Origin of the sequence: Xanthomarina sp. GH4-25 (assembly GCF_045363175.1) — a bacterium.
Classification (GTDB): Bacteria; Bacteroidota; Bacteroidia; order Flavobacteriales; family Flavobacteriaceae; genus Xanthomarina.
Genome location: NZ_JBJFLO010000001.1, coordinates 364,926 through 389,076, shown reverse-complemented (window position 1 = coordinate 389,076; position 24,151 = coordinate 364,926). Strand labels below are relative to the sequence as shown.

The window sequence follows — 24,151 nt, the reverse complement described above, 5'->3', positions numbered from 1 at the left end:
TTGATTGTTAAGCTTACTTAAGCTCAACCTCAGCTCCTGCTTCCTCTAATTGAGTTTTTAGAGCTTCAGCTTCATCTTTAGAAACTCCTTCTTTGATTGGGCTTGGTGCCTCATCAACTAAACCTTTAGCTTCTTTTAATCCTAAACCAGTTAATTCTTTAACTAGTTTTACAACTGCTAATTTAGAACCACCAGCGGCTTTAAGAATTACATCAAATTCAGTTTGCTCATCAGCAGCGTCTCCACCACCAGCAGCAGGACCAGCCATAGCTACAGCAGCAGCTGCAGGCTCGATACCATACTCATCTTTTAATATAGTTGCTAATTCGTTTACTTCTTTTACTGTTAAGTTTACTAATTGTTCTGCGAAATCTTTTAAATCTGCCATTTTTCTATCGTTTTAATAGTTTTAATAAAATATAATTTGTTTAAGTGCGTACACGTTTAAATTATCCTTCTTTTTCGGATAAAGTTTTAATGATACCTGCTAATTTTCCTCCACTAGATTTAAGTGCAGAAATAACATTTTTAGCTGGTGATTGTAATAACCCAATGATATCTCCAATAACTTCTTCTTTTGATTTGATATCTACTAAAGCATCAAGTTGAGCATCTCCAATATAAATTGCTTCTTCAATAAAAGCTCCTTTTAAAAGAGGTCTGTTTGATTTTTTACGGAAATTTTGAATTATTTTCGCTGGAGCATTTCCAGTTTCAGAATACATAACTGAAGTGTTTCCTTTTAATGTTTCAGGAAGTTCTCCAAAGTCTTTATCTGATGCCTCCATTGCTTTTGAAAGCAAGGTGTTTTTAACAACTGCTAATTTTACGTTTGCTTTAAAACAAGCACGACGTAAATTTGAAGTACTAGCTGCGTCTAATCCTGAAATATCTGCTAAATAGATATTTGAGTTATCAGCTAATTGTGCAGTTAATTCTTTAATTACATGTGATTTTTCTTCTCTTGTCATAATAAAAGTTTTAAACTACTTAACCGATTTTAGGATCAACAGCTAAACTAGGGCTCATTGTAGAAGACATAAAAATGCTTTTTACATAAACTCCTTTAGCTGCAGTTGGTTTAAGTTTCATTAATGTTTGTAATAATTCGTTTGCGTTATCTTCAATTTTATCTGCACTAAAAGATGCTTTTCCAATTGAAGCATGTACGATTCCAGTTTTATCAACTTTAAAGTCAATTTTACCAGCTTTAACATCGCTTACAGCTTTTGCTACATCCATAGTAACTGTACCTGTTTTTGGGTTTGGCATTAAACCACGAGGACCTAACACACGTCCTAAAGGACCTAATTTACCCATAACACTTGGCATAGTTACAATAACATCTACGTCTGTCCAACCACCTTTAATTTTATCGAGGTACTCATCCAAACCAACATAATCAGCACCAGCTTCTTTAGCTTCTGCTTCTTTGTCTGGTGTTACTAATGCTAAAACTTTTACGTCTTTACCAGTACCATGAGGAAGCGTTACAACTCCTCTTACCATTTGATTAGCTTTTCTAGGATCTACTCCTAAACGTACAGCTAAATCAATTGATGCATCAAATTTGGTATTGGTTATATCTTTAACTAATGCTGAAGCTTCAGTAACAGAATAGATTTTTCCTTTTTCTATTTTTGCTAATGCTTCTTTTTGTTTTCTTGTTAATCTTGCCATTTTAAAAATTTTTTAGATTAATTAGGGGCTTCGCCACCTTTAACAGTTATACCCATAGATCTAGCAGTACCTGCTACCATTTTCATAGCAGAACCAATAGTAAATGCATTTAAATCTACCATTTTGTCTTCTGCGATGGTTCTAACCTGATCCCAAGAAACTTTTGCTACTTTCTTAATATGTGGTTCTCCAGAACCTTTTTTTACTTTGGCCGCTTCTAATAATTGTACAGCTGCAGGTGGTGTTTTGATTACAAAGTCGAATGATTTGTCTTTGAAAACCGAAATGACCACAGGTAAAACTTTACCTGGTTTATCTTGGGTTCTAGCATTAAACTGCTTACAGAATTCCATGATATTAACTCCAGCGGCACCTAAAGCGGGTCCAACCGGTGGCGACGGATTCGCTGCACCTCCCCTAACTTGTAGTTTAACTACTTTACTTAACTCTTTTGCCATTTTTAATAATTTAGTTTATTTGCAATACTTATTATTTTGAAGCTTAAGATTGCATTTTTATAATGTAACAAATATTATACTTTTTCTACTTGCATATAACTTAATTCTAATGGTGTTTTTCTTCCGAAAATTTTCACCATTACTTCAAGCTTACGCTTTTCTTCGTTGATGTTCTCTATGGTTCCATCGAATCCATTAAATGGTCCATCAATAACTTTAACAGTTTCTCCTTTTGTAAAAGGAATTGCAACATTTGAATCTGAATCTACTGTTAATTCATCAACCTTACCTAACATTCTATTTACTTCAGACTGCCTTAATGGCACTGGATCTCCACCTTTTGTTTCACCTAAAAAACCAATAACATTCGTAACAGATTTTATAATATGAGGTATTTCTCCTGTTAGATTTGCTTTTATCATGATGTAACCTGGAAAATAAACTTTTTCTTTATTCACTTTCTTTCCGTTACGAATTTGAATAACCTTTTCAGTTGGAACTAAAACTTGGTCTACATAATCTTCCAAACCTAATCGAGATATTTCAGTTTCGATATAAGCTTTTATTTTATTTTCTTGACCACTTACAGCACGAACAACGTACCATTTTTTCTCATTCCCTTCAGACATAAATTCTTATTTTAACCGTTAATGAATTTAAAATAGAATCCAACAACTTTACTAAACACTGTATCTACTCCCCAAATTGCTAATGAGAAAATAATAGAAAATACAGCAACTAAAACTGTTAAACTTTGTGCTTCAGCCCAAGTTGGCCAAGTCACATTGTTTTTCAATTCTCCAAATGATTCTTTTATATAATTTACAAATCCAGCCATTATATTTTTTTATTTGCACGGGTTGAGAGACTCGAACTCCCGACACCTGGTTTTGGAGACCAGTGCTCTACCAACTGAGCTAAACCCGTAAATACAAGTCAAGGCATTCCGAAAATACGGAATACCTTAACTTTATATTTATTAAACTTAATTAGTCTAAAATTTCAGTAACCTGACCAGCTCCAACTGTTCTTCCTCCTTCACGGATAGCGAAACGAAGACCAACATTCATTGCAATTGGTTGAATTAACTCAACATGAATTGTTAAGTTATCTCCAGGCATTACCATCTCTACTCCTTCAGGAAGCGCAATGTTTCCAGTTACATCCGTTGTACGAACGTAAAATTGAGGACGGTAGTTATTATGGAAAGGTGTGTGACGTCCACCTTCTTCTTTTTTAAGGATATAAACCTCAGCTTTAAATTTAGCATGTGGTGTTACAGAACCTGGTTTACAGATTACCATTCCTCTTGAAATTTGAGTTTTCTCAATACCTCTTAATAAGATACCTGCATTATCTCCAGCCTCACCTCTATCAAGGATTTGACGGAACATTTCGATACCAGTAATAGTAGAAGTTAATTTCTCAGCTCCCATACCAATAATCTCAACAGGATCTCCTGTATTAGCAATACCAGTTTCGATACGACCTGTAGCAACAGTTCCACGACCAGTAATAGAGAATACATCTTCGATAGGCATTAAGAAAGGCTTATCAACTTCACGTTGAGGCTCTTCAATCCATGCATCAACAGCTTCCATTAATTCTAAAACTGTATCTACCCATTTTTGCTCACCGTTTAATGCACCTAATGCAGATCCAGCAATTACAGGTCCATTATCTCCATCGTACTCATAGAAAGAAAGTAAATCTCTAACTTCCATATCTACCAATTCGATTAACTCCTCGTCATCAACCATATCCACTTTATTCATGAATACAACAATACGAGGAATACCTACTTGGCGTCCTAATAAGATATGTTCTCTTGTTTGTGGCATAGGACCATCAGTAGCCGCAACTACTAAGATAGCACCATCCATTTGAGCTGCACCAGTAACCATGTTCTTTACGTAATCCGCGTGACCTGGACAGTCTACGTGAGCGTAATGACGATTTGCTGTTGCATATTCTACGTGTGAAGTATTAATTGTAATACCTCTTTCTTTTTCTTCTGGTGCATTATCAATTTGATCAAATGATCTTGCTTCTGAGAAACCTGCATCAGCTAATACTTTAGTAATAGCAGCAGTTAAAGTTGTTTTACCGTGATCTACGTGTCCAATTGTACCAATGTTTAAGTGTGGTTTTGAACGATCGAAAGTTGCCTTTGCCATGTTTTTAAAATTTAATCTTAGTTATATAATAATATTAGTGTATTCTAATTTAAAAATCTCTTTAAAGAGAGCCAATGACGGGAATTGAACCCGTGACCTCTTCCTTACCAAGGAAACGCTCTACCCCTGAGCTACACCGGCTTAAAAAAGAGCGAGAGACCGGGTTCGAACCGGCGACATTCAGCTTGGAAGGCTGACGCTCTACCAACTGAGCTACTCTCGCAATATTTTAATATCCTAAATTTTATAGTGGGGAGAGCAGGATTCGAACCTGCGAAGACGTAGTCAGCAGATTTACAGTCTGCCCTCGTTGGCCGCTTGAGTATCTCCCCAATTAAAATTTTTCACTCTTTAAAAGAACTTTACCAATCAAACCATTCCTTTACAGTTATAATCTTCTTGATATTTTTGAGCCGATGGAGGGACTCGAACCCACGACCTGCTGATTACAAATCAGCTGCTCTAGCCAGCTGAGCTACATCGGCTTTTATACTCTTTTTACATAAAAAAAAGCCCGCTATTTCTAACGGACTGCAAATGTATATATTTATTTTCGTATTCAAAACATTTTTTTAAAAATTTTATTATAAATGTGCTCTTAATTTTTCTTTTCGTTTTTTTAATTGTCTTTCTAACGATGCTATTGCCATGTCTGTTCCTTCTTCAAAGGTTTTGCATTGCTTCTTTACTACAAAACTATCTCCTGGAACACTTACTCGAGCTTCAAAAATTTTATTCTCTTTATCACTCGTGTTTTCTAATTTTAAATAAACATCAGAGCTTATTACTTTATCATAAAATAAATCTAACTTATCCATACGCTTTTGAATAAAGTCAATCAATTTTTTGTCTGCATTAAAATTGACGGATTGCGTGTTTACTTTCATACTTCTTTTGTTTTTTGGTTAGACAATAGGTTTCACTTCTTACTTCTAGGATGTGAGTTTAAATACACTTTTTTTAATTCAGCTATACTATTATGGGTATAAACTTGTGTAGCAGCTAAACTTGAATGTCCTAGTAATTCTTTTACAGCATTTAAATCTGCACCTTGATTAAGTAAATGAGTTGCGAATGAATGTCTTAATATATGCGGACTCTTTTTTACTTTACTAGATGCTAAACTAAAATACTCATTAATTATTCGGTAAACAAGTGTTTCGTAAATTTTAACTCCTTTTTTTGTTAAAAATAGGTAGTTTATATCTGTTATATTATTTAACTCTTTTCTAGAGTTTAAATAGGTATTCAATGTTTCTGTTACAGATTCTAATAACGGAACAAAACGCTCCTTATTTCTCTTCCCTAAAACCTTTAACGTTTTATTAGAATAATCAATGTCTTTTAATTTGAGTTCGACCAACTCGATTCTACGTATTCCTGTTGAATAAAAAAGTTCAATAATAAGTCTGTCTCTTATACCTTCGAAATTGTCTTCAAAATGGAGTTCGTCTAAAACCATTGTAATTTCAGTTTCAGAAAATGGCACTTGAATTTTTTTGCTTGTTTTTAGGGCTTTGTGTTTTGCTAACGGATTGGATGGAATGCTTTCTGTTTTTAATAAGAATTTGTAGTATGAATTTAAAGCAGATATTTTACGGTTAATACTTCTATTTGAAATGCCTTTTTCAACTAGACTAACAATCCAACTTCTTATTTGAGCATAGTTAATAGCTTTAATGGCATCTGAGTCGTATGTTGTTTTAATAAATTCTGAAAATTCATTTAAATCATTTTGATATGCTTTTACAGTAAGAGTCGAGTATTTCTTCTCGAGCAACAAATAGTTTATAAAAGATTGAAACTGCATACGTAGGTTTTGAATGACTAGTAAATATAAGAACTTTAATATGAAGGGTTACTTATATAACAAAAAAATCCTGCGATTGCAGGATTTTTATATGATTTAACAAAACAAAGACATTAGATATTCTCTTGATCTCTTAAATTTTGAACGTATTGTGCTTTTTGAATTTGAGCTCTACGTACTACAGATGGCTTATCAAACTGCTTACGAGTTTGAAGTGCTCGTCTTGTTCCAGTTTTATCAAACTTTCTTTTATAACGCTTTAACGCTCTATCTATATTTTCTCCTTCTTTAATTGGTATTATTAACATAGTGTCTTAACCTCCTCTCTTTTAGAATTTCAAGGCGCAAAGATAATAACAAATTTATAATGGGCAATTAAAAAATAAAAAATTATTCTTTAAATAAAGTAGAACGTTTTGTTAGGTCCTGAATGAGCTTTTCTTCTTCCTCACTTTCCAACAACGTATTGTAGTTTTTCCAGAATTCTTTATTATATGGTCTCGACATAAAAATATCTGGATCCCAAGAACTATTTAAGGCTTCTTTAATTTTTTCTTTGTCCAAAATAATTTCTGTAAACAAAATTTCCTGAACTGTATAATAATAACGCTCTTCTGGGTTGCTCTCTACTTCTTTACCATTAACAGTCGTTCCTGATTTTGGTCCAACATTTACCAATTTTGGGGTTTCGTAATATATATAACTTGGATACATTTTATCTTGATACTCCATATAATTAATAATTAATTTATGGTTTACCTGAGTTCCAAAAAGGGTTTTACTTCTACTTTTCTGAGCGCTAGATGCCGCAATTAATTCGTATTCAATTTTTTTAATGGCATAGGTATCCCAATAAATGTAAATCCAACCATTAGCATTGTAACCATCATTATAAATTCCTTTGGTTTCAAGGTTGATATACTCTTTCCCTTTATTAATTTTAATCTTGTAAATTTTACGGTCGTTATCTACTAGAATGGTATCTAAAGAAAACAAGTGTTTATCTAACATGTTTTCGTCAAACAAAGCTCTAGACAGATTCGAATTTCTAACAAGGTTTAACTTGCCTTGAAATAAGTTCTCCAAACCATTAATTCTGGTATCGTTCCACTTAATGGCTTTGACTAAAGTAGATGTTTTAATGGTGTCTCTTCTTAAGTTTTTAGCTTTTAGCTCTCTGTTATTAGACTTGTCTTTTAAGTAAGCTGTGTAGGTTAATAAACTATCTACATCTCTTAAATCGTAACTTTTTCTAACTTCATCGACATTTATCTTAAGAAATTCTGGCGTTTTTGTTTGATAACTGGAATCGTAAAGTGTGATAGCTCCTTCAACTAACCACTTAAACTCTTTTTTATTACGTTCTTTATGCCTCACAAAGCCTTTTTCTAAATAAGCTGAATCTGGTAAGTTTTCAGATAATTCTTCAAGTGCTTTGAGTACAATATCATTTCCTGTTTTTGGTCTTGTTTCTGCAACAAGCAGTATCTCGTCTAATGAAGCTACATCTGGTTCCAAATAAACATCAAACGTGCTGTCGAATTCATTGACAGGAATTTTATAACTTTTAAAACCAATGGATGAAACAACTAAAGTGTCGCTTTTATATCTCTCAGGAACCATTAAAACAAACTTCCCATCTGCATTGGTTATAGTTCCAATGGTCGTGTTTTTAACATACACACTAGCACTTTCTAGTGGAAGAAAAGTTTCTGCATCTAGAACAGAGTTTTTTAATTCTGTTTGTGAAAATGAAGAAAAACCATATAAAAGAATAAGAATTCCGAAAAAATGTTTAAAATATTGAGGCTTCATAGAACTGTTTACTTAAAAATTAGGTAGCCGGTTTATAGTTTTTATCGTCTAATAACATTTTAGCTAATATTTCACGAAGAATCTCTGAGGTTCCACCACCAATTGGACCTAGTCTACTATCACGAAGTAATCTTGCCATAGGGTATTCTTCCATATAACCATAACCTCCTAGAAACTGAAGACAATCGTAAATAACTTCATCTGCCATTTTAGTCGATTTTAATTTAGACATGGTGGCTTGTTTTACAACATATTCCCCTTTATTAAGCCTGTAAGCTACAGAGTAATTGAATTCTTTACAAATTTCCATATCTGCATACAGTTCAGCAAACCGATGTCTTAAGGCTTGAAATTTATTGATTGTTTTTCCAAAAGCTGTGCGTTCACTCATGTATTGTTTGGCATAATCTAATGCGTATTCGGCTCTGGCATGAGAGTTAATTCCCATAATCAATCTTTCTAGAGCAAAATGCTGCATGATGTATGGAAAACCTTTGCCCTCTTCACCCATTAAATTACTAGCTGGAATAGTTACGTTATCGAAAGCAATCTCTGCTGTATCGCTTGCTCTCCAACCTAATTTATCTAATTTGGTAGCAGAAATTCCAGGTGTATCTCTATCCATAATAAAAATACTCATTCCATTATGTCCTGCTTCAGGATCTGTTTTAGCAGCAACGACTAAGTAATCGCTGTAGATACCATTAGTAATAAATGTTTTAGAACCATTAATAATATACGTATCTCCTTTTTTAACAGCAGAGGTCCTCATGCCTGCAACATCACTACCACCAAAAGGTTCTGTAATACATAGACAGCCAATTTTATCGCCACTTATACTTGGAGTTAAATATTTTTCTTTTATCTCATGACTTCCTTCTTTATTAACATGAGTCATGGCCAAATAGGCATGTGCCCACATATTTGCTGCAAACCCTCCGGAATTTACTTTTTGAAGTTCTTCCAAGAAAATTACAGTGTAGAACAAATCGAGATTTAGTCCACCATATGCTTCAGGATAAGCCAAACCAAAGAATCCCATGTCACCAAATTTTTTCCAGATAAAGCGTTCTACAGTTCCATCTTTCTCCCATTTTTCAATATGTGGAACCACTTCTTTTTGCAAAAAATCTTGAAGACTTTCTCTAAACATTTGATGTTCTTCTGTGAAGTACATACTATTCATACCTTTTCTCTTTATTAATTAAGTTTCAAATATAATTTAATTATATCGAATTTGTTAGAAGGGAAGCTTTTAACTTTTAATAATTCATCTAAAGATTGATATCCTTCTCTTAAGGTTCGTTGCTCTATTATATGATGTGCAATCTCGTAATCTATATATTGAATGGTTACTAATTCTTCGATGGTTGCCGTATTTAAATGAATCTTCTCAACCTGTCTTGGTGTTTTTACGGTAAATTGTTGGGTGATTCTTTCAATAACTTCGGGCGACAAACCGTAAACTTCTTGAAGTTGAACATCTGCAATAAAACCACCATATTTATCTCTATAAGCAACTATGCGTTTTGAGTAAGCTTCTCCTATGCCATTTATTTTTTGAAGTTGCGACGCTGAAGCTGTGTTTAAATCTTGTTTCTGTTGAAAGGTTTTTGGCTGACTGTTATTTTGATATGAATAACTGGATCTTGGTTTCGGTTTGGTAACCCATTCTGGAAATTTAAAATAAGGAGATATGATTTCTAAAAGTGAATCTGATACTTTAGTGATTTGTTGAAATTCTTCGGCTGAATTCATCCATTTATCCTGAGAGCGAAATTTTAGTAATCTATCTATTTCTTCATTAGACATTCCAAGTGTATAGCCTCTATAATCGGTTATAAAATTTGGATTAAACGGGTAAATTTTTGGTTTTCTATTTTCAATTTCAACTGTCCGTAGAGAATCTAACTCTTCTTGAAAAACATTTAATTCCTGTTGATTTATTTGAATATTATCTGAAGTAAAATCAATAAAAAAGTAAACACTTTGCAAGATTAAAATGATAAGAATCAATAAAAAAATCCCATTCCGTTGTTTTTTAGAAAACGTGAAATGGGATTTCATATAATGTGTTTTTATATTTTACATGTGCTCTGTAACATCTACAGCGCCATCTTCGATAGCTTCTTTTTTAGCAGTAATGGCACCAATATAACGTTTCATTTCCTCTCTTACTTTTGGGAATAAGAAGAACAAACCAATCATATTTGGAAATACCAATGCAAGAATCATAGCATCAGAGAATTTTATAACAGCATCTAGTGTTGCTGCTGCTCCAATAACTACAAATAATAAGAATAATATTTTATAAACTAAATCGGCTACTTTTCCTTTTCCAAAAAGGTATTTCCAAGATTGTAATCCATAATAAGACCACGATATCATTGTAGAAAAAGCAAATAACACAATAGCAACTGTTAATACATAAGAGAAATGAGGTATTACAGAATCGAAAGCCATTGAAGTTAAATCTACACCATTAATTGGCATCCCAGTTTCATTTAAAAGAACGCTACTACCATGTGCTGCCGAATAATCAAATACAGATTGCACGTCCGTTCCATTAATATTGAAGAAAATAATTACTAATGCCGTCATGGTACAAATAACTACTGTATCAATAAATGGTTCTAATAAAGCAACGACACCTTCGGAAGCTGGATATTTTGTTCTTACTGCAGAGTGAGCAATTGCTGCAGAACCTGCACCAGCTTCGTTTGAGAAAGCTGCACGTTGGAAACCTACAATTAATACACCAACTAAACCACCAAGTCCAGCCATAGGTGTAAATGCACCTTCTATAATTAACTGAAATGCTACTCCTATATCGCTAAAGTTTGCAAAAATTATTATTAAAGAAGCAACTATATAAATACCTGCCATAAACGGAACCACTTTTTCTGTAATACTAGCGATTCTTTTAATTCCACCTATAATAACGATTCCTACTAAAATAGCTAAAATAACTCCAATAATTACACCATTAGAACCTCCTTCTAACTGAAGCATCGAACTAATTTGTACAGCTGCTTGATTAGATTGAAATGCATTACCACCTCCAAAAGAAGCACCAACACATAGAATAGCAAATACAACTCCTAAGACCTTACCAATTTTTGAAAAACCTACTTCTTTTAGTCCTTTTGAGAGATAATACATAGGACCTCCATAAATTGTACCATCTTCACCTACATCTCTATATTTTACACCTAAAGTACATTCTACAAATTTTGTTGACATACCAATTAGTCCACATATAATCATCCAAAACGTAGCTCCTGGACCTCCAAGTCCTATTGCCACTGCAACACCTGCAATATTACCTAATCCAACGGTACCTGATACGGCTGTTGCTAAGGCTTGAAAATGAGACACTTCACCATGAGCGCTTTCGTCCCGTATGGTATCTTTTATATCTTCGACCGCAAGGGCTTCATCATTATTATACAACTTATCTACACCATGCTTTTCAATATCAACATATTTACCTCTAACTGTATTTATAGCTGTTCTAAACTTTGTAATTGCTGGAAATCTAAAATATATAGTAAAAAAAGTAGCGCCTCCAACTAAAAGCAAAACAACAAAAGGGATATTATATTCTCCAATAGGTACTGTTGTTAATATAAATCCTTCCCACCAAACTGCAATTGGCATAAAGGCATCGTTTATTTTCTCGTCTAACCCTTTCTCTGCCACTTGTGCAAAGGTTAAAAAAGGTGTGATTAAGGTTAAAATTGAAAGAAGATATTTCTTCATAAGAATTATTAATTAGTTAGTTTTTTTTAATTAGTGTGACAAGATGCTAAAAAAAAATGATTTTTTAAAACATCTCCCGTTAAAATAAGCACTTTAATATTGAATATTATATACTGAATTTAATGTTTGAATCTGTTCTGGTCTTCCTAAAACTATAATTTTAGAATTAGGTACTAACTTCATTTCAGCTTCCGGATTTATGACATATTCTCCAGCTGCATCTTTATAACCAATGATGCTACACCCTGTTTTATTTCGTAGATCTAAATCTCTAATAGTTTTAATTTCGGAAGTGTCATAGAGTTGTTCCACCGAAATTTCTTCGATATTTATATTGGATTTCCCCACAATAGAAAGGTTGTCAATAAACTCTAATAATCCCGGAACCACAACTAATGAAGCCATGTGGTCTCCACCAATTTTATCAGGAAGAATAACATTGTTTGCGCCAGCTAATTTTAATTTCTTATAAGATGTTTCTTGAGAAGCACGACTAATAATATTCATGTTTTTATTAATCTGCCTAGAAGAAAGGACTACAAACAGGTTGTCGGCGTCGTTAGGCAAAGCTGAAATTAGGGTACTCGCTCTAGCTATTCCTGCTTGTAGAAGTATGTCATCTTCATTGGCATTACCTATTACAAATGGCACCAATTCACTTTGAAATTTTTCTGCTATGTCTTTATTTTTTTCAATAATAACAAATGGCTTTTTATAAGCTAATAATTTTGTAGCAGCTTGCTTACCGTTTCTACCATAGCCACAAATAATAATGTGGTTTTTAAGACTGTCTATTTTTTTTTGCATTTTTCTCTGTTTTAGTCCTTCAAAATTATTTTTGCTTAGTATATATTCTGTAATGATGCTTATAGCGTACCCTACAACAACAACACTTGTTAAAATTAAAAAAATTGTAAAAATTTTAGAACTATCATCTAAAGGTTGTACTTCTCCAAACCCAACAGTTGTTATGGTAATAACTGTCATGTACATGGCATCAATCCATGAAAGTTGCGACAGTATTTTAAAACCAATAACACCTGCGCCTAATAAAATAACCAATAAGAATATGGCCGTATATATTTTAGATCTTAAAAGTTTAATTAATGGGTTGTGCATGTCTGATTTTTATAAATCGAATACCGAAGAACGCTTTGTATAAAGCAAATCTTTTATATGCATCCAAAATGCTATAAAAAGATAAAGTGCAAAGCCAAAACCAAGGGTTACAAAGGTTAAATATAAAAAAGAAGTTCTTACTACTTTTGCTCTAATACCAAACCTATCTGCAATTCGCTGACATACATAGTATCCATGCTTTTGAAAATATAATAAGATTTTATAAAAAATATTCATGTTGCAATTTAACAATTTATTTGATGATTAATGCATTACCTATTGCACATTGCAAACATTTATTTTGATCGCAATATTCTGTTTTTAGCTGAATAAGTGCTTGAGATTGCAAAGCAGTATATGAAACTTTTTTTAAGTTATTAAATGCAGTGACAATACTATTTTTCTCTGATGCAATGTGTTGAATTAACTCTAAAAGTATGTCATTAATATCTTTACCTTGATATTTTGCATAAGCAAACTTTATTGGAATAATTGTATTTATTAAAAGTAAATCTATAAATGGTTTGGTTATTTTTTTTGATAATGATTTTGATTTCTTTCCAAACGAGTAATGTGTTTCCCAAAATGACGATGTTGCAACATGAAACAGCTTATAAAGCTCTTTTTGAGAATTTGTTTCAATTATTTGTGAAAACAAATTGGAATGCAAACTGTAAAGTGTTGCTAATTGAGACAGTCGAAGTGTTGGAAAGTTTTGTGGTCTCAACCTAAAAAACTGAATAGGAACAACCTTAGTATTATCCAACTGAAACTTTTGTTTTAAAAACCGATATTCTTTTTGAAGTTCTAAAAAATAAGCTTCTTGAACGTCTTCGTCTAACAAACCAGCCTGTCCAAAAAATAAAGCTTCTAATGCTGTTTGGTTAATCTGCAATTTTCTTATAATAGTATAATCTATAGAATTTGCCATGCTAAAAAAAGCATCGCCATTTACTTTTAAACCAAAATTTTTAGCCAACATTTTAAACAAAACAGATTCCCAATTGTTTCTGGAGTTTTGTAATAAAACCTCAATAGTCTGAGATTTTCTTTCCAAACGTTCAATATACAATCGCTCTAACCAACTTTCTAGAATAAAGGTATCGACTTCTGCAAAATCTACTTCGCAATTAATCCATTTGTTTTTAGCAGAAAGCAATTTATTGTAATTTTTAAAAACGTGAGAATCTACATATTGCTTTAATTCCAAGGTTGGGATAATGGAATTATCTTTCCTAAAAATTTCTGTATCGTGTTCCCAAACAACGTGTAAAATTACATTATCATACGCTTTATCAATTTCGTGGTTATGTATAAACCAATCGCTAGATTTTATATGTATTTCTACATTTCCAGCCCAAAGTTGTTCTGAAATTTTTAGTTGTGCATTGAAAAAATCTGGTCCAGAATTAATATTATGCTGCCCAACAGAAATTATTTCCAAAGTTTCATATTGAGACGTTTTTAAATGAACAATATCCATTTTTTTATGTTGCCAGACATAATGTAAAAAATCTTCTTGCATACATTAAAAATAATGAATTATTAATAATAAATCATTACTTTTTAACCAATTATAATTAAAAACAAAGGTTTATAAAGTTTAAAGTAAGGACTTTAAAACAAAGGAGACTTAAACCATAGTCACATTGTTAAAATTATCTTATTCTAAACAAGAAATCACAACATATTTATTAAGTTTATAGTATATGCAAGACCTGTTACAAACTTATCAATATACAAGAAACCAAACCAAGGCACTTTGTAAGCCATTAAAAACAGAGGATTACACACCTCAATCTGCTGAATTTGCAAGCCCTCCTAAATGGCATTTAGCACATACCACATGGTTTTTTGAAGAAATGATTTTAAAAACCTATTTTAAAAACTACCACGTGTTCGATGAAACCTACAGTTTCTTATTCAACAGTTATTACAATAGTATAGGCGAGCGTATTGAACGAAAAAATCGTGGTCTCATAACTAGACCCTCAATAGAAAAAATATACGATTACAGAACTCATGTAGATAAACATATAACGAAACTTTTGGAATTAAATACTTCTAAAGAGATTATAGATCTTACCATACTTGGCATCAATCACGAACAGCAACATCAGGAATTATTGATAACCGATTTAAAACACACTTTTTCTTGTAATCCAATTTACCCAAAGTTTTCTAAGACCAATTATCTGACTTCTAAAAATAAGACTACTGGCTGGATAGACATCCCTGAAGGCATTTATCATGTTGGATATGAAGGTGCCGGTTTTTGTTTTGATAACGAGCTTGGGAAACATCGCGTTTTCTTAGAGCCTTTTAAAATTTCTAATGCCCTAGTTACCAATGCTGAGTACATTGAATTTATAAATGATAAAGGTTATCAACAAGCTAAATACTGGTTAGACGATGCTTGGCATTGGGTCAATCAAAACAAAATTAAAAACCCATTGTATTGGAAATTAATTGATGGAGATTGGTATCAATACACCTTGTCTGGATTACAGCCTGTTAATCCGGATGGCATTTTAACTCATATTTCATATTATGAAGCTTCGGCTTTTGCTTTCTGGGCTGGCTATAGATTACCAACAGAATTTGAATGGGAAATAGCCTCTAAACAACTGGATTGGGGAGCCGTTTGGGAATGGACCAATTCTGCTTATTTACCATACCCAAATTTTAAAATTGCTACAGGTGCAGTTGGAGAATATAATGGCAAATTTATGGTGAATCTTATGGTCTTAAAAGGCGCTTCTACTGCAACAGCTAAAAACCACAGTAGGAATACTTATCGCAACTTTTTTTCACCAAATACGCAATGGCAATTTTCTGGAATTCGCTTAGCTAAATAACATCTATGAACACAAATTTTAAAAACGATATTAACGAAGGTTTAAGTAAACCTTTAAAAACTTTACCCTCTAAATATTTTTATGATAAAATTGGAGATGCTTTGTTTGTTAAAATAATGAAGCTCCCAGAATACTATCTTACAAAAGCTGAATTTGATATTTTTAAAAATCAGACCAAAAAAATCATCTCGTCTTTAAAAATAAAGCCAAATGCCTATTTCGAATTAATAGAACTAGGTGCTGGAGATGGAACGAAAACAAAAGAACTTCTTAAAGAGTTACTTGCAGAAAATTATAACTTTGAATATATCCCTATCGACATTTCAAAAAATGCCTTAAGTAAATTAGAAACAACTTTAAAAGCTGAACTCCCTCAATTAAAAGTTTCAACAAAACAAGGTGATTATTTTAATGTACTGGACAGCTTAAAAGCTTCAAGCCACTCAAAAGTGGTGCTGTTTTTAGGCTCCAATATTGGAAACATGGAAGATGAAAAAGCCAAACAATTTATTTCTAATCTAAGTAATTCTTTAAAAAACAACGACAAAGTTTTATTAGGTGTCGATTTAATTAAAACTGAAGATATTGTATTACCAGCTTACAATGACAAGGCTGGGATTACCAAAGCCTTCAACTTAAATTTATTGACAAGGATTAATAACGAATTAGATGCCAATTTCAATATTGACGATTTCTCTCATCAACCTGAATACACAGAATCTGAAGGCATTGCAAGAAGCTATATGGTTAGCAACAAAGATCAAAATGTACGTATTAATGCATTAAATAAAACCTTTCATTTTAAAAAGGATGAGAAAATACATACGGAAACCTCTAGAAAATATAATGACATCATTTTGCAAACCATTTTAGAAGGGAGTCAATTAAACATTGTTTCAAAACTTTTAGATTCTAAGTCTTTTTTTGCCGATTATATTTTAATAAAAACTGAAAATCATGTCTAAGAATGGTAACACTTTAGGGATATTGGGTTTAGGCAACAGAAGCACCTTGTTTTATATAAATACTTTAAATGTTGAATTTAATAATATAGAAAACACAGATAGTACTTATCCCTTTATACTTTTAAATACAGATTTTAATACAATCAACCCCTATTTACCAAATAATTTCAAAAAACTAATTCCTTCACTTTCAAGATACATCCATCAAATAGAGAAACTTCCTATAAGTCATTTATTAATTCCAAACATCACTTTACACGAAACTTTAGACAAACTCTCAATTAGTATACCTATACTTCATCCTCTTGAACTAAGTATTGCCAAATTAAAAGAAAATAACGCAAACCGAGTTGTAATTTTTGGTTCGAAATATACAATGACCTCAACCTATATTTCTAACTTCTTTTCTTCAGAAGGTATTGAAGCGATTTCTCCAACAAAAGATGATATAGATTTTATTGATAGGCTAAGACAAAAAATCTACTCTAATTCTGAAACATTAACTGATTTAGATATGTATAATAGTTTATTAGAAAGCTACAATAAAAAAGCATCTGTACTAATAGCATGCACAGAAATATCTATAATCAAGAACTCCATACCTGTTTTAGACATGGTTAAACTCCAAATAAATGCGGCCCTGAAATTGTGTAAAAAAATTAAATAACATTAAATACTAAAGATGATGAAAAAACCAGATTTTACAGATTTAAAAGCTATTTACGTTAATTGTACCCTAAAAAAATCACCTAGACAAAGTCATACCGATGGCTTGATGGAGGTTTCAAAAAACATCATGAAAACCGAAGGTGTTTCAGCAAAACACATTAGATTGGTAGATCACGATGTTGCTTTTGGAGTCTATCCAGACATGACTGAACATGGCGTTGAAAAAGACGAGTGGCCTAGCTTGTTCAAAGAAATATTTGAAGCCGATATCTTAATTATTGGCTCTCCTATTTGGTTGGGAGAAAAATCGTCTGTTTGTCAAAAATTGATTGAACGGTTGTATGCTATGAGTGGTAAAACAAATGACAAAGGACAATATTTATTTTACGGAAAAGTTGGTGGTTGTGTGATTACGGGTAATGAAGATGGTATTAAACATTGTGCAATGGGTATTCTATATGCTTTACAACATGTTGGTTACTCCATTCCACCACAAGCCGATTGTGGTTGGATTGGAGAAGCTGGTCCTGGACCAAGTTATTTGGACAATGAAAGTAACGCAAAAAACAATAATTTCACCAATAGAAATACGACGTTTATGACCTATAATTTATTGCATCTAGCAAAATTATTAAAGGAAAACAAAGGCTATTCAAATTATGGAAATTCTAGAGAAGCTTGGGATGATGGTACTCGATGGAATTTTGAGAATCCGGAATACAGATAAGAAATAGAATTTATTTCTGCTCTTGAGTTTTTTAAGAGTTTTAAATATACGTATTACTACGTATAGATTATCTTATAAAAATAAATTAGCTTTGTTTAAAATTTGATATAAACCCGAGTTTCGGTTTTATATCTTTTTTTATGGAGTTTATATACCCAAAATTAACTAAGATAATTAACCTTTTAAAATTTAGCCCCAATGAAAAAACAACTATTATTCCTTTTAATTATGATTATAAGCTTCTGTAGCTATGGTCAGATTTCTTTTGAGAACGGATATTATATTAATAATTCTAATGAAAAAATATCTTGTTTAATTAAAAACATAGATTGGAACAACAACCCAACTCAGTTTGAATATAAGCTATCAGAAAATAGCGAATCCCAAAAAGGGACTATAAAATCCGTAAAAGAATTTGGTATTAATAATATTTCAAAATATATAAGAAGTACTGTAAATATCGACAGATCTAGTGATAATATTAATGATTTGAGTGATGACAAAAACCCTATATATAATAAAGAAATCCTATTCTTAAAAGTATTGATTGAAGGAAAATCTAACTTATATGAATATGCAGATGTCAACTTAAAAAGATATTTTTATAATATAGATAACGCTATAATTGAACCTTTAATCTACAAAAGGTTTAATACCATTGACAAGAATATTGGTAAAAACTATAGATTTAGACAACAGTTATGGGTTAATTTAAAATGTCCAAATTTCAAATTGAGTCAGATTGAAAATATTGATTATAAAAAAAATGATCTAGTAAAGTATTTTATTGAATACAATGAATGTCAAAATGCCACGGTAATCAATTATGAACAAAAACAAAAAATAGATTTTTTTAATTTAACTCTTCGACCACGTATCAATAATTCTTCATTATATATTGTAAGCTCTACTTCAAATCCTAAAAGTTTTGATTTTGATAATGAAATAGGTTTTGGTTTTGGAATAGAGTTCGAATTTATTCTGCCATATAATAAAAACAAATGGGCTATTGCTATAGAACCAACTTATCAGAATTATAAATCTGAAACAATATCCACCTATGATAATGTTTCTGGAGGAGATTTGACAGCAAATGTTGACTACAGTTCAATTGAAATTCCATTCAGTATAAGACATTACTTTTTTCTTAATAAAAATTCAAAAATTTTCGTTAATGCATCTTACATTCTTGATGTGAGTTCAAAAACATTAATTGAACTTACAAGGGTTGATGGTTCTAATTTTAATACACTCGAAATTAATTCAAGAAATAACTTTGGAATGGGAATTGGTTTTAAACAAAGCGATAAATATAGTTTAGAGATAAGATATCAAACCAGTAGAGAGATTTTAGGTAATGATCAAGCATGGAGTTCGAATTATAAAACATTGTCTTTTATTATTGGATACTCGTTTTTTTAAAAAAAACACATCATATCAATGACAGAAAGCATGTAACTCCTTTTAGCTTAAACATTTTTAACATAATTGCATAAAAAAAACCGAACAGTAGTTCGGTTTTTTTTTATATGTTTTAAGGTTTTGAGAAAATGCTACGTCACGTTGTTCCTCACAAAGACAGTTAATCAATATAACCCATTTTCTTCATCCAGTCGTCGTTAAACATTTTTCCTACATATCTACTTCCATGATCGTGGAAAAGCACTACAACTACATCGTCTTTTGTAAAGTGTTCTTTTAATTGTAATAAGCCTTTAATAGCTGCTCCAGCAGAATTCCCTAAAAACATGCCTTCTTCCTTGGCTAATTTTTGAGTATAAACTGCTGCATCTTTATCCGTTACTTTGGTAAAACCATCTATAATATCAAAATCAACATTTTTAGGCAATATATCTTCACCAATACCTTCAGTGACATAAGGGTAGATCTCCTTCTCATCGAAGATTCCAGTTTCATGATATTTTTTAAACACAGAACCATAGGTATCTATTCCCCAAACCTTCACATTTGGATTTTGTTCTTTTAAATATTTTCCTACTCCAGAAATAGTTCCACCTGTACCAACACCAACAACAAAATGTGTTATTTTCCCTTCTGTTTGTTTCCAGATTTCTGGTCCAGTACTTTGATAATGCGCTTTTGTATTGCTTAAATTATCGTATTGGTTGACATACCAAGAGTTAGGCGTTTCCTCACCTAAACGCTTAGAAACAGAATAATACGAACGTGGATCTGTAGGTTCTACATCTGTAGGACAAACTATAACCTCTGCTCCCACAGCTTTAAGCATATCTACCTTTTCCTTACTCTGCTTGTCTGCCATAACAAAAATACATTTGTAACCTTTAACAACAGCAGCTAAAGCTAAGCCCATTCCGGTGTTTCCTGAAGTTCCTTCAATAATGGTGCCTCCTGGTTTTAATCGTCCGTCTGCTTCGGCATCTTCAATCATGGTTAAAGCCATTCTGTCTTTTACAGAATTGCCTGGATTAAAGGTTTCGTATTTTGCTAATACCAAACATGGCAAGTCTTCTGTAAGTTTATTCATTTTAACCAAAGGCGTATTTCCAATGGTTTCTAAGATATTCTTTGCGTAATTCATGCTGTAAATTTTCAGCTGCAAAGGTAGGTTTTTGCTATGAATTCATGAATACATTTTAAAAAGAATTAAGTTTTGGAATTTTAATATATATTATTTTGAATGTTTGCAACCAAATATTTAAAAAGCTTTTTTTTTAGGCAAACTTTAAAGTAAAAAAACCGAGACATTGTCATCGGTTTTTTTTAAATCCTTTTTATATGTAGTGTATATTATTTCACCAATTTAAAATCACCAGGCTGCCATGTTTTGTCAAACCAAGGTTCTAGTGGACCATAGAGTCTAAAAATCACAAAAAATCCTTTGCCTTTTACCGACTGTAACCAATTGGCTTCTTTACCTTCGGGAGCACTATTTGTTGCTCCAAAATACAAGGTAACAGATCCATCTTCGTTCTTTACTAATGGCGTTCTTTGGCTACTTACGCTAGGTAAAGCCTGTCCGGTTTGCAATTCTGAACGTGTTTGTGGATCGTACATCACTACCGACCAAAAATCTTTTGCCGGCACATTTGCAGGAATATTAAGGGTATAGTTGTTTTTACCATCAAGATAATTGCCGTCTGCATCTAGAAAAGCTATAGCATACTGTGACCCTTTACCTATCATTTTTAAGACCATAGCTGGGGTATTTACTGTGGCTGCATAGAAAAAGCGTGTTCGTGCATCTAAGAATCGTCCTCCTTTACCATCACTTTTCAACCACTGATAACTACCACCAATAAAACCAGATTCCCAATGTCCAGTTTCAAAAATGGATGATTCTTTTTCTCTAGTTTTAAATGTTATTGCTCGAGCCGTGGCGTTTCCTACAGCTACGGCATCTGTTAAGATGTCTTGCATTCTATTATCTGGATTAAATGGGATTTCTTTTTCTATTCCAATACTTGCAAACAAACCACGTAATTCTGGATCTAAGAAAGAAACCGGTTCTCGTTGAATGACATCGTTTAGTTCTTTGTAAAAATCGAAATTGTTTGCATGAATAGTGTTAAACAGCTTTTTCGAACTATTAATGAATTTCATAGAAGGTTGTTTATCTTTATCTTTTAACGGATAAATTTTTAAACCGTTACGAAACATTTCTGATGAGAAATCTGGTTTTCCATCTACTAAGAAGCCTCTAAGAATAAGCCAATTGACATAGCTTGTAGATTTGGCCACAAAATAGCCCTCTGGTGTTTCTCCATCAAAATCGGGTGGTAGTATTAAGTATTTACCTCCTTTACCCCTGTCTGGACCAGGAGCACCCATATCTACTACAAATCTAAAATAAGCATCGTTTACAGTACCTGGGCCACAACCTGCAGGAATCTCTACAACTGTAGGTCCATCATTTTTTAAATCGAGAAAAGTGGTTGCATACACCGTACTAGTATTGCCTGTTAAAAATAATGGATTAGAATCCATTAATTCATCGAATATAACTACTTGATTTGACGTGTTAGCACCTGCTTCTTCCAATCCCAACCTAATACCTTCTATAGAAGTCGCTGGAATTCCGTTTAAAAATGTTTCAACACCTCTCATAAAGTCGAGGTTATCATATACTTTCTTTGTGGTTTCATCAGAAGGTAATCCGTCAAAGAAGTTTAAAGTACCAAGTCTTGTTTCTACAGCATCAGGAGTCAATATTTTATCAGGAATATCTGTATTGTACTTTTCTTTTATCGATTCTAGTGAACTCGTTTCGACAACCACGTCTTCTATTTTATTCTCTTCACTAGTATTTTTGCAGTTGATTATAGCCAAAAGGGAAAAGACACCGATGGCATATGGCAATTTGTGTTTTAAATTCATACTTAAAAGGTTTTTAATTGATTGTTTGATTCATTTTTATTTAATAAATTATATAATGTTATTTCATCAATTCAATATCGCCAAGCTGCCATGTTTTATCAAAGAATGCTTGCTGAGTTCCATAGGTTCTAAATACAGGGAACCATCCTTCATCTTCATTGGTTTGAACCCAGTTACTCTCCTTACCTTCAGGAGATGTATGACCTATGTACAAATCAACACTACCATCGTCATTTATTTTTAACTCCTTATCTCTCGAGTCAATGCTAGTAGCTCTTAGTTTATCTTTTGCCTCTTTATTGTCTATGAAACAACGTGTCACTTCGCTATAAATAGTAAACGCCCAAAAATTTGAAGCTGGCATATCTGCTGGAATATGGATTTTGTATGTATTAGAACCCAATAAGAAATTACCGTCTTTATCCTTTTTGTTGGTTAAATAACTGGTTGTACCAGGGCCAGGAGTGTTCGATTTCATACCAGCTGTTATAGTTACTGCTTCGAAATAGTATTCATTGCTTTCATCTAAATAATAATCTGTCTTGGTTGATTTAGTCAATGGAATATTGGCCATCAATCGGTACCAAGTAGTGTTATCATAAAAAGGCTCATCTTGTCTTGGCTCTATCTGATTGGCTCTACACATCAATTCACCCAATTTAGCTCCTTTAGTCAAAGTTATTTGCAATTCTGAAGATGGATTTAAGGGTTGACCGTTTACAATACCAAAATACCTCATATAAGTATAGAAGATTTTATCTTCTTGCTTCTGTGGTTCATCTTGAATAAACTGGTGTACTAATTTAAAATAATCATACCCACTCGGCATGACACCCGAAAAGCGTTTGTCTGTATTTGAAATGAATCTTGCTGGCTTCAATGCTTCACCATATTTACCAATTAAAAAGCTTTCTTTCATCTTTTTTACTTCTGCTTCGTCAGTTGACAAAAACCTAGTTCCAATCATAATTTTATTGGTGGTAGCGTTAATTACAAAATACCCTTTTGTATTTAGTTTTGAAACATCATAACCATTAGGAATAATCAGGTATTTTCCACCTTTCCCTTTGTCTTGACCAGCTAATCCTAGGTCGCCCAATGAAAGTTGGAAAAAATCTAATACGCCTCCTGCAGAAGGCCCTGCAGGATAATCAATAACTACTGGTCCTGTATTGGCAAGGTTTGCCCAACCAATTACATAAGGTGTAGTCGCATTAGCGGTTAAAATACCTACTTTTTCTTCAAAGGACTTGGATTCTACAAAATCTAAATCGTTTGCTCCATATACTTCAGAACTGGAATTGTACCATTTTTGAAAGGATACTAATGGTAGTGACCATTCGTAAATGGCAACTGCACGTTGCAAGTGCAACTGGTGATTTAACTTGTCAATAGATTCATTGGTAATAAAGGTTTGGTTCATTTGAATATCCCCAAAATCTGTTTTAATCAATTCATCGCCTTGCAAAGTAGCCTCTGCTAGTACAACTGTTTTGTTGTTTAGATCTGCTTTATAAACTGTATCGTTTTGAGGTTGTTGATTATTACAACTGGTTAAAACAATTATTGTAGCAAGCAATAGTATTGTTGTAAATTTTTGTGGGTATTTCATAAAGAATTGGTGTTTTAGTTGAAAATTTGCTAAATCTACTTTAGTTATAGCTGGAGAACTACAAATACAACATAGTCGATTAAGCACTTTTATTATTGCTTTTAATGTAAAATGAAAACAAAAAAAGGGTTTAATAAAAA

25 protein-coding genes and 5 tRNA genes are annotated in these 24,151 nt (G+C 32.5%); 5 read left to right on the top strand and 25 right to left on the bottom strand.

Annotated elements, in window-relative coordinates:
• Window positions 1–13 precede the first annotated feature (13 nt).
• The 22 genes from rplL to ACI5KZ_RS01715 form a co-directional block, all read right to left on the bottom strand.
• A complete protein-coding gene (rplL, locus tag ACI5KZ_RS01820; RefSeq protein WP_109307813.1) occupies window positions 14–388 on the bottom strand; it encodes a 50S ribosomal protein L7/L12 in 375 nt (124 codons plus the stop codon).
• Window positions 389–449: 61 nt separating this feature from the next.
• On the bottom strand, window positions 450–971 hold the full coding sequence (gene rplJ / locus ACI5KZ_RS01815; protein ID WP_109307812.1) for a 50S ribosomal protein L10: 522 nt from the start codon (window positions 969–971) through the stop codon (window positions 450–452).
• Between the two features lie 19 nt (window positions 972–990).
• Window positions 991–1,680 (bottom strand): 50S ribosomal protein L1, encoded by a 690-nt coding sequence (rplA, locus tag ACI5KZ_RS01810; protein ID WP_109307811.1) that lies wholly within the window; start codon window positions 1,678–1,680, stop codon window positions 991–993.
• Between the two features lie 17 nt (window positions 1,681–1,697).
• Entirely contained in the window at window positions 1,698–2,138 is a 441-nt protein-coding gene (gene rplK / locus ACI5KZ_RS01805) for a 50S ribosomal protein L11 (protein WP_109307810.1), read from the bottom strand.
• Between the two features lie 74 nt (window positions 2,139–2,212).
• Window positions 2,213–2,767 carry a transcription termination/antitermination protein NusG gene (gene nusG, locus ACI5KZ_RS01800; protein ID WP_109307809.1) on the bottom strand — a complete coding sequence of 185 codons (555 nt, stop codon included), beginning with the start codon at window positions 2,765–2,767 and terminating at the stop codon, window positions 2,213–2,215.
• A gap of 11 nt (window positions 2,768–2,778) precedes the next feature.
• Complete coding sequence (gene secE, locus ACI5KZ_RS01795) at window positions 2,779–2,976, bottom strand: preprotein translocase subunit SecE (RefSeq protein WP_109307808.1); 198 nt, start codon at window positions 2,974–2,976, stop codon at window positions 2,779–2,781.
• A 16-nt stretch (window positions 2,977–2,992) separates the two neighbouring features.
• Window positions 2,993–3,065: transfer RNA gene (locus ACI5KZ_RS01790), tRNA-Trp, on the bottom strand.
• A 62-nt stretch (window positions 3,066–3,127) separates the two neighbouring features.
• Window positions 3,128–4,315 carry an elongation factor Tu gene (gene tuf, locus ACI5KZ_RS01785; protein ID WP_109307807.1) on the bottom strand — a complete coding sequence of 396 codons (1,188 nt, stop codon included), beginning with the start codon at window positions 4,313–4,315 and terminating at the stop codon, window positions 3,128–3,130.
• A gap of 69 nt (window positions 4,316–4,384) precedes the next feature.
• Window positions 4,385–4,456 (bottom strand) — tRNA-Thr (locus ACI5KZ_RS01780).
• Window positions 4,457–4,465: 9 nt separating this feature from the next.
• Window positions 4,466–4,538 (bottom strand) — tRNA-Gly (locus ACI5KZ_RS01775).
• Window positions 4,539–4,565: 27 nt separating this feature from the next.
• Window positions 4,566–4,647, bottom strand: a tRNA-Tyr gene (locus ACI5KZ_RS01770).
• Window positions 4,648–4,726: 79 nt separating this feature from the next.
• Window positions 4,727–4,800: transfer RNA gene (locus ACI5KZ_RS01765), tRNA-Thr, on the bottom strand.
• A gap of 99 nt (window positions 4,801–4,899) precedes the next feature.
• Entirely contained in the window at window positions 4,900–5,202 is a 303-nt protein-coding gene (gene hpf, locus ACI5KZ_RS01760; protein WP_109307806.1) for a ribosome hibernation-promoting factor, HPF/YfiA family, read from the bottom strand.
• A 32-nt stretch (window positions 5,203–5,234) separates the two neighbouring features.
• Window positions 5,235–6,125 (bottom strand): tyrosine-type recombinase/integrase, encoded by an 891-nt coding sequence (locus ACI5KZ_RS01755; protein WP_406846700.1) that lies wholly within the window; start codon window positions 6,123–6,125, stop codon window positions 5,235–5,237.
• Window positions 6,126–6,238: 113 nt separating this feature from the next.
• Window positions 6,239–6,433: a 30S ribosomal protein S21 gene (gene rpsU, locus ACI5KZ_RS01750; RefSeq protein WP_109307804.1), complete on the bottom strand. Its 195-nt coding sequence runs from the start codon at window positions 6,431–6,433 to the stop codon at window positions 6,239–6,241.
• 82 nt (window positions 6,434–6,515) lie between these two features.
• Window positions 6,516–7,940, bottom strand: a complete 1,425-nt coding sequence (locus ACI5KZ_RS01745; protein WP_109307803.1) for a carboxypeptidase-like regulatory domain-containing protein — start codon at window positions 7,938–7,940, stop codon at window positions 6,516–6,518.
• Between the two features lie 19 nt (window positions 7,941–7,959).
• On the bottom strand, window positions 7,960–9,126 hold the full coding sequence (locus ACI5KZ_RS01740) for an acyl-CoA dehydrogenase family protein (protein WP_109307802.1): 1,167 nt from the start codon (window positions 9,124–9,126) through the stop codon (window positions 7,960–7,962).
• Between the two features lie 14 nt (window positions 9,127–9,140).
• Window positions 9,141–10,007 (bottom strand): ComEA family DNA-binding protein, encoded by an 867-nt coding sequence (locus tag ACI5KZ_RS01735; protein ID WP_406846699.1) that lies wholly within the window; start codon window positions 10,005–10,007, stop codon window positions 9,141–9,143.
• Between the two features lie 18 nt (window positions 10,008–10,025).
• A complete protein-coding gene (locus ACI5KZ_RS01730) occupies window positions 10,026–11,702 on the bottom strand; it encodes a sodium:alanine symporter family protein (protein WP_109307800.1) in 1,677 nt (558 codons plus the stop codon).
• Window positions 11,703–11,795: 93 nt separating this feature from the next.
• A complete protein-coding gene (locus ACI5KZ_RS01725) occupies window positions 11,796–12,821 on the bottom strand; it encodes a TrkA family potassium uptake protein (RefSeq protein WP_109307799.1) in 1,026 nt (341 codons plus the stop codon).
• A gap of 9 nt (window positions 12,822–12,830) precedes the next feature.
• The gene (locus tag ACI5KZ_RS01720) at window positions 12,831–13,058 is read right to left on the bottom strand and encodes a PspC domain-containing protein (RefSeq protein WP_109307798.1); all 228 of its coding nucleotides are present in this window, start codon (window positions 13,056–13,058) and stop codon (window positions 12,831–12,833) included.
• A gap of 16 nt (window positions 13,059–13,074) precedes the next feature.
• On the bottom strand, window positions 13,075–14,346 hold the full coding sequence (locus tag ACI5KZ_RS01715) for a DUF2851 family protein (protein WP_406846698.1): 1,272 nt from the start codon (window positions 14,344–14,346) through the stop codon (window positions 13,075–13,077).
• Between the two features lie 184 nt (window positions 14,347–14,530).
• Here ACI5KZ_RS01715 and egtB point away from each other — a divergent pair, with 184 nt between their 5' ends.
• From egtB to ACI5KZ_RS01690, 5 genes are all read left to right on the top strand, one after another.
• Window positions 14,531–15,679 (top strand): ergothioneine biosynthesis protein EgtB, encoded by a 1,149-nt coding sequence (egtB, locus tag ACI5KZ_RS01710; RefSeq protein ID WP_406846697.1) that lies wholly within the window; start codon window positions 14,531–14,533, stop codon window positions 15,677–15,679.
• Between the two features lie 5 nt (window positions 15,680–15,684).
• Window positions 15,685–16,644 carry an L-histidine N(alpha)-methyltransferase gene (locus ACI5KZ_RS01705; RefSeq protein ID WP_109307795.1) on the top strand — a complete coding sequence of 320 codons (960 nt, stop codon included), beginning with the start codon at window positions 15,685–15,687 and terminating at the stop codon, window positions 16,642–16,644.
• Window positions 16,637–17,311, top strand: a complete 675-nt coding sequence (locus ACI5KZ_RS01700; RefSeq protein WP_406846696.1) for an aspartate/glutamate racemase family protein — start codon at window positions 16,637–16,639, stop codon at window positions 17,309–17,311. The genes ACI5KZ_RS01705 and ACI5KZ_RS01700 overlap by 8 nt, the downstream gene beginning before the upstream one ends.
• Before the next feature lie 18 nt (window positions 17,312–17,329).
• Window positions 17,330–18,040: a flavodoxin family protein gene (locus tag ACI5KZ_RS01695; protein ID WP_109308129.1), complete on the top strand. Its 711-nt coding sequence runs from the start codon at window positions 17,330–17,332 to the stop codon at window positions 18,038–18,040.
• Between the two features lie 198 nt (window positions 18,041–18,238).
• Complete coding sequence (locus ACI5KZ_RS01690) at window positions 18,239–19,462, top strand: tRNA modification GTPase (RefSeq protein WP_109307793.1); 1,224 nt, start codon at window positions 18,239–18,241, stop codon at window positions 19,460–19,462.
• Window positions 19,463–19,622: 160 nt separating this feature from the next.
• Here the strand turns inward: ACI5KZ_RS01690 and ACI5KZ_RS01685 are convergent, their stop codons facing one another.
• The 3 genes from ACI5KZ_RS01685 to ACI5KZ_RS01675 all read right to left on the bottom strand — a co-directional run bounded on the left by ACI5KZ_RS01685 (window position 19,623) and on the right by ACI5KZ_RS01675 (window position 24,011).
• On the bottom strand, window positions 19,623–20,603 hold the full coding sequence (locus ACI5KZ_RS01685; protein WP_109307792.1) for a PLP-dependent cysteine synthase family protein: 981 nt from the start codon (window positions 20,601–20,603) through the stop codon (window positions 19,623–19,625).
• 209 nt (window positions 20,604–20,812) lie between these two features.
• Window positions 20,813–22,399, bottom strand: coding sequence for a DUF1254 domain-containing protein (locus ACI5KZ_RS01680; protein WP_406846695.1), 1,587 nt, complete (start codon window positions 22,397–22,399; stop codon window positions 20,813–20,815).
• Window positions 22,400–22,457: 58 nt separating this feature from the next.
• On the bottom strand, window positions 22,458–24,011 hold the full coding sequence (locus ACI5KZ_RS01675) for a DUF1214 domain-containing protein (protein WP_406846694.1): 1,554 nt from the start codon (window positions 24,009–24,011) through the stop codon (window positions 22,458–22,460).
• Window positions 24,012–24,151 lie beyond the last annotated feature (140 nt).

Coding starts and splice junctions, on each gene's coding strand:
- rplL (WP_109307813.1), bottom strand. CDS start 388: ATGGCAGATTTAAAAGATTTCGCAGAACAATTAGTAAACTTAACAGTA.
- rplJ (WP_109307812.1), bottom strand. CDS start 971: ATGACAAGAGAAGAAAAATCACATGTAATTAAAGAATTAACTGCACAA.
- rplA (WP_109307811.1), bottom strand. CDS start 1,680: ATGGCAAGATTAACAAGAAAACAAAAAGAAGCATTAGCAAAAATAGAA.
- rplK (WP_109307810.1), bottom strand. CDS start 2,138: ATGGCAAAAGAGTTAAGTAAAGTAGTTAAACTACAAGTTAGGGGAGGT.
- nusG (WP_109307809.1), bottom strand. CDS start 2,767: ATGTCTGAAGGGAATGAGAAAAAATGGTACGTTGTTCGTGCTGTAAGT.
- secE (WP_109307808.1), bottom strand. CDS start 2,976: ATGGCTGGATTTGTAAATTATATAAAAGAATCATTTGGAGAATTGAAA.
- tuf (WP_109307807.1), bottom strand. CDS start 4,315: ATGGCAAAGGCAACTTTCGATCGTTCAAAACCACACTTAAACATTGGT.
- hpf (WP_109307806.1), bottom strand. CDS start 5,202: ATGAAAGTAAACACGCAATCCGTCAATTTTAATGCAGACAAAAAATTG.
- ACI5KZ_RS01755 (WP_406846700.1), bottom strand. CDS start 6,125: ATGCAGTTTCAATCTTTTATAAACTATTTGTTGCTCGAGAAGAAATAC.
- rpsU (WP_109307804.1), bottom strand. CDS start 6,433: ATGTTAATAATACCAATTAAAGAAGGAGAAAATATAGATAGAGCGTTA.
- ACI5KZ_RS01745 (WP_109307803.1), bottom strand. CDS start 7,940: ATGAAGCCTCAATATTTTAAACATTTTTTCGGAATTCTTATTCTTTTA.
- ACI5KZ_RS01740 (WP_109307802.1), bottom strand. CDS start 9,126: ATGAATAGTATGTACTTCACAGAAGAACATCAAATGTTTAGAGAAAGT.
- ACI5KZ_RS01735 (WP_406846699.1), bottom strand. CDS start 10,007: ATGAAATCCCATTTCACGTTTTCTAAAAAACAACGGAATGGGATTTTT.
- ACI5KZ_RS01730 (WP_109307800.1), bottom strand. CDS start 11,702: ATGAAGAAATATCTTCTTTCAATTTTAACCTTAATCACACCTTTTTTA.
- ACI5KZ_RS01725 (WP_109307799.1), bottom strand. CDS start 12,821: ATGCACAACCCATTAATTAAACTTTTAAGATCTAAAATATATACGGCC.
- ACI5KZ_RS01720 (WP_109307798.1), bottom strand. CDS start 13,058: ATGAATATTTTTTATAAAATCTTATTATATTTTCAAAAGCATGGATAC.
- ACI5KZ_RS01715 (WP_406846698.1), bottom strand. CDS start 14,346: ATGCAAGAAGATTTTTTACATTATGTCTGGCAACATAAAAAAATGGAT.
- egtB (WP_406846697.1), top strand. CDS start 14,531: ATGCAAGACCTGTTACAAACTTATCAATATACAAGAAACCAAACCAAG.
- ACI5KZ_RS01705 (WP_109307795.1), top strand. CDS start 15,685: ATGAACACAAATTTTAAAAACGATATTAACGAAGGTTTAAGTAAACCT.
- ACI5KZ_RS01700 (WP_406846696.1), top strand. CDS start 16,637: ATGTCTAAGAATGGTAACACTTTAGGGATATTGGGTTTAGGCAACAGA.
- ACI5KZ_RS01695 (WP_109308129.1), top strand. CDS start 17,330: ATGAAAAAACCAGATTTTACAGATTTAAAAGCTATTTACGTTAATTGT.
- ACI5KZ_RS01690 (WP_109307793.1), top strand. CDS start 18,239: ATGAAAAAACAACTATTATTCCTTTTAATTATGATTATAAGCTTCTGT.
- ACI5KZ_RS01685 (WP_109307792.1), bottom strand. CDS start 20,603: ATGAATTACGCAAAGAATATCTTAGAAACCATTGGAAATACGCCTTTG.
- ACI5KZ_RS01680 (WP_406846695.1), bottom strand. CDS start 22,399: ATGAATTTAAAACACAAATTGCCATATGCCATCGGTGTCTTTTCCCTT.
- ACI5KZ_RS01675 (WP_406846694.1), bottom strand. CDS start 24,011: ATGAAATACCCACAAAAATTTACAACAATACTATTGCTTGCTACAATA.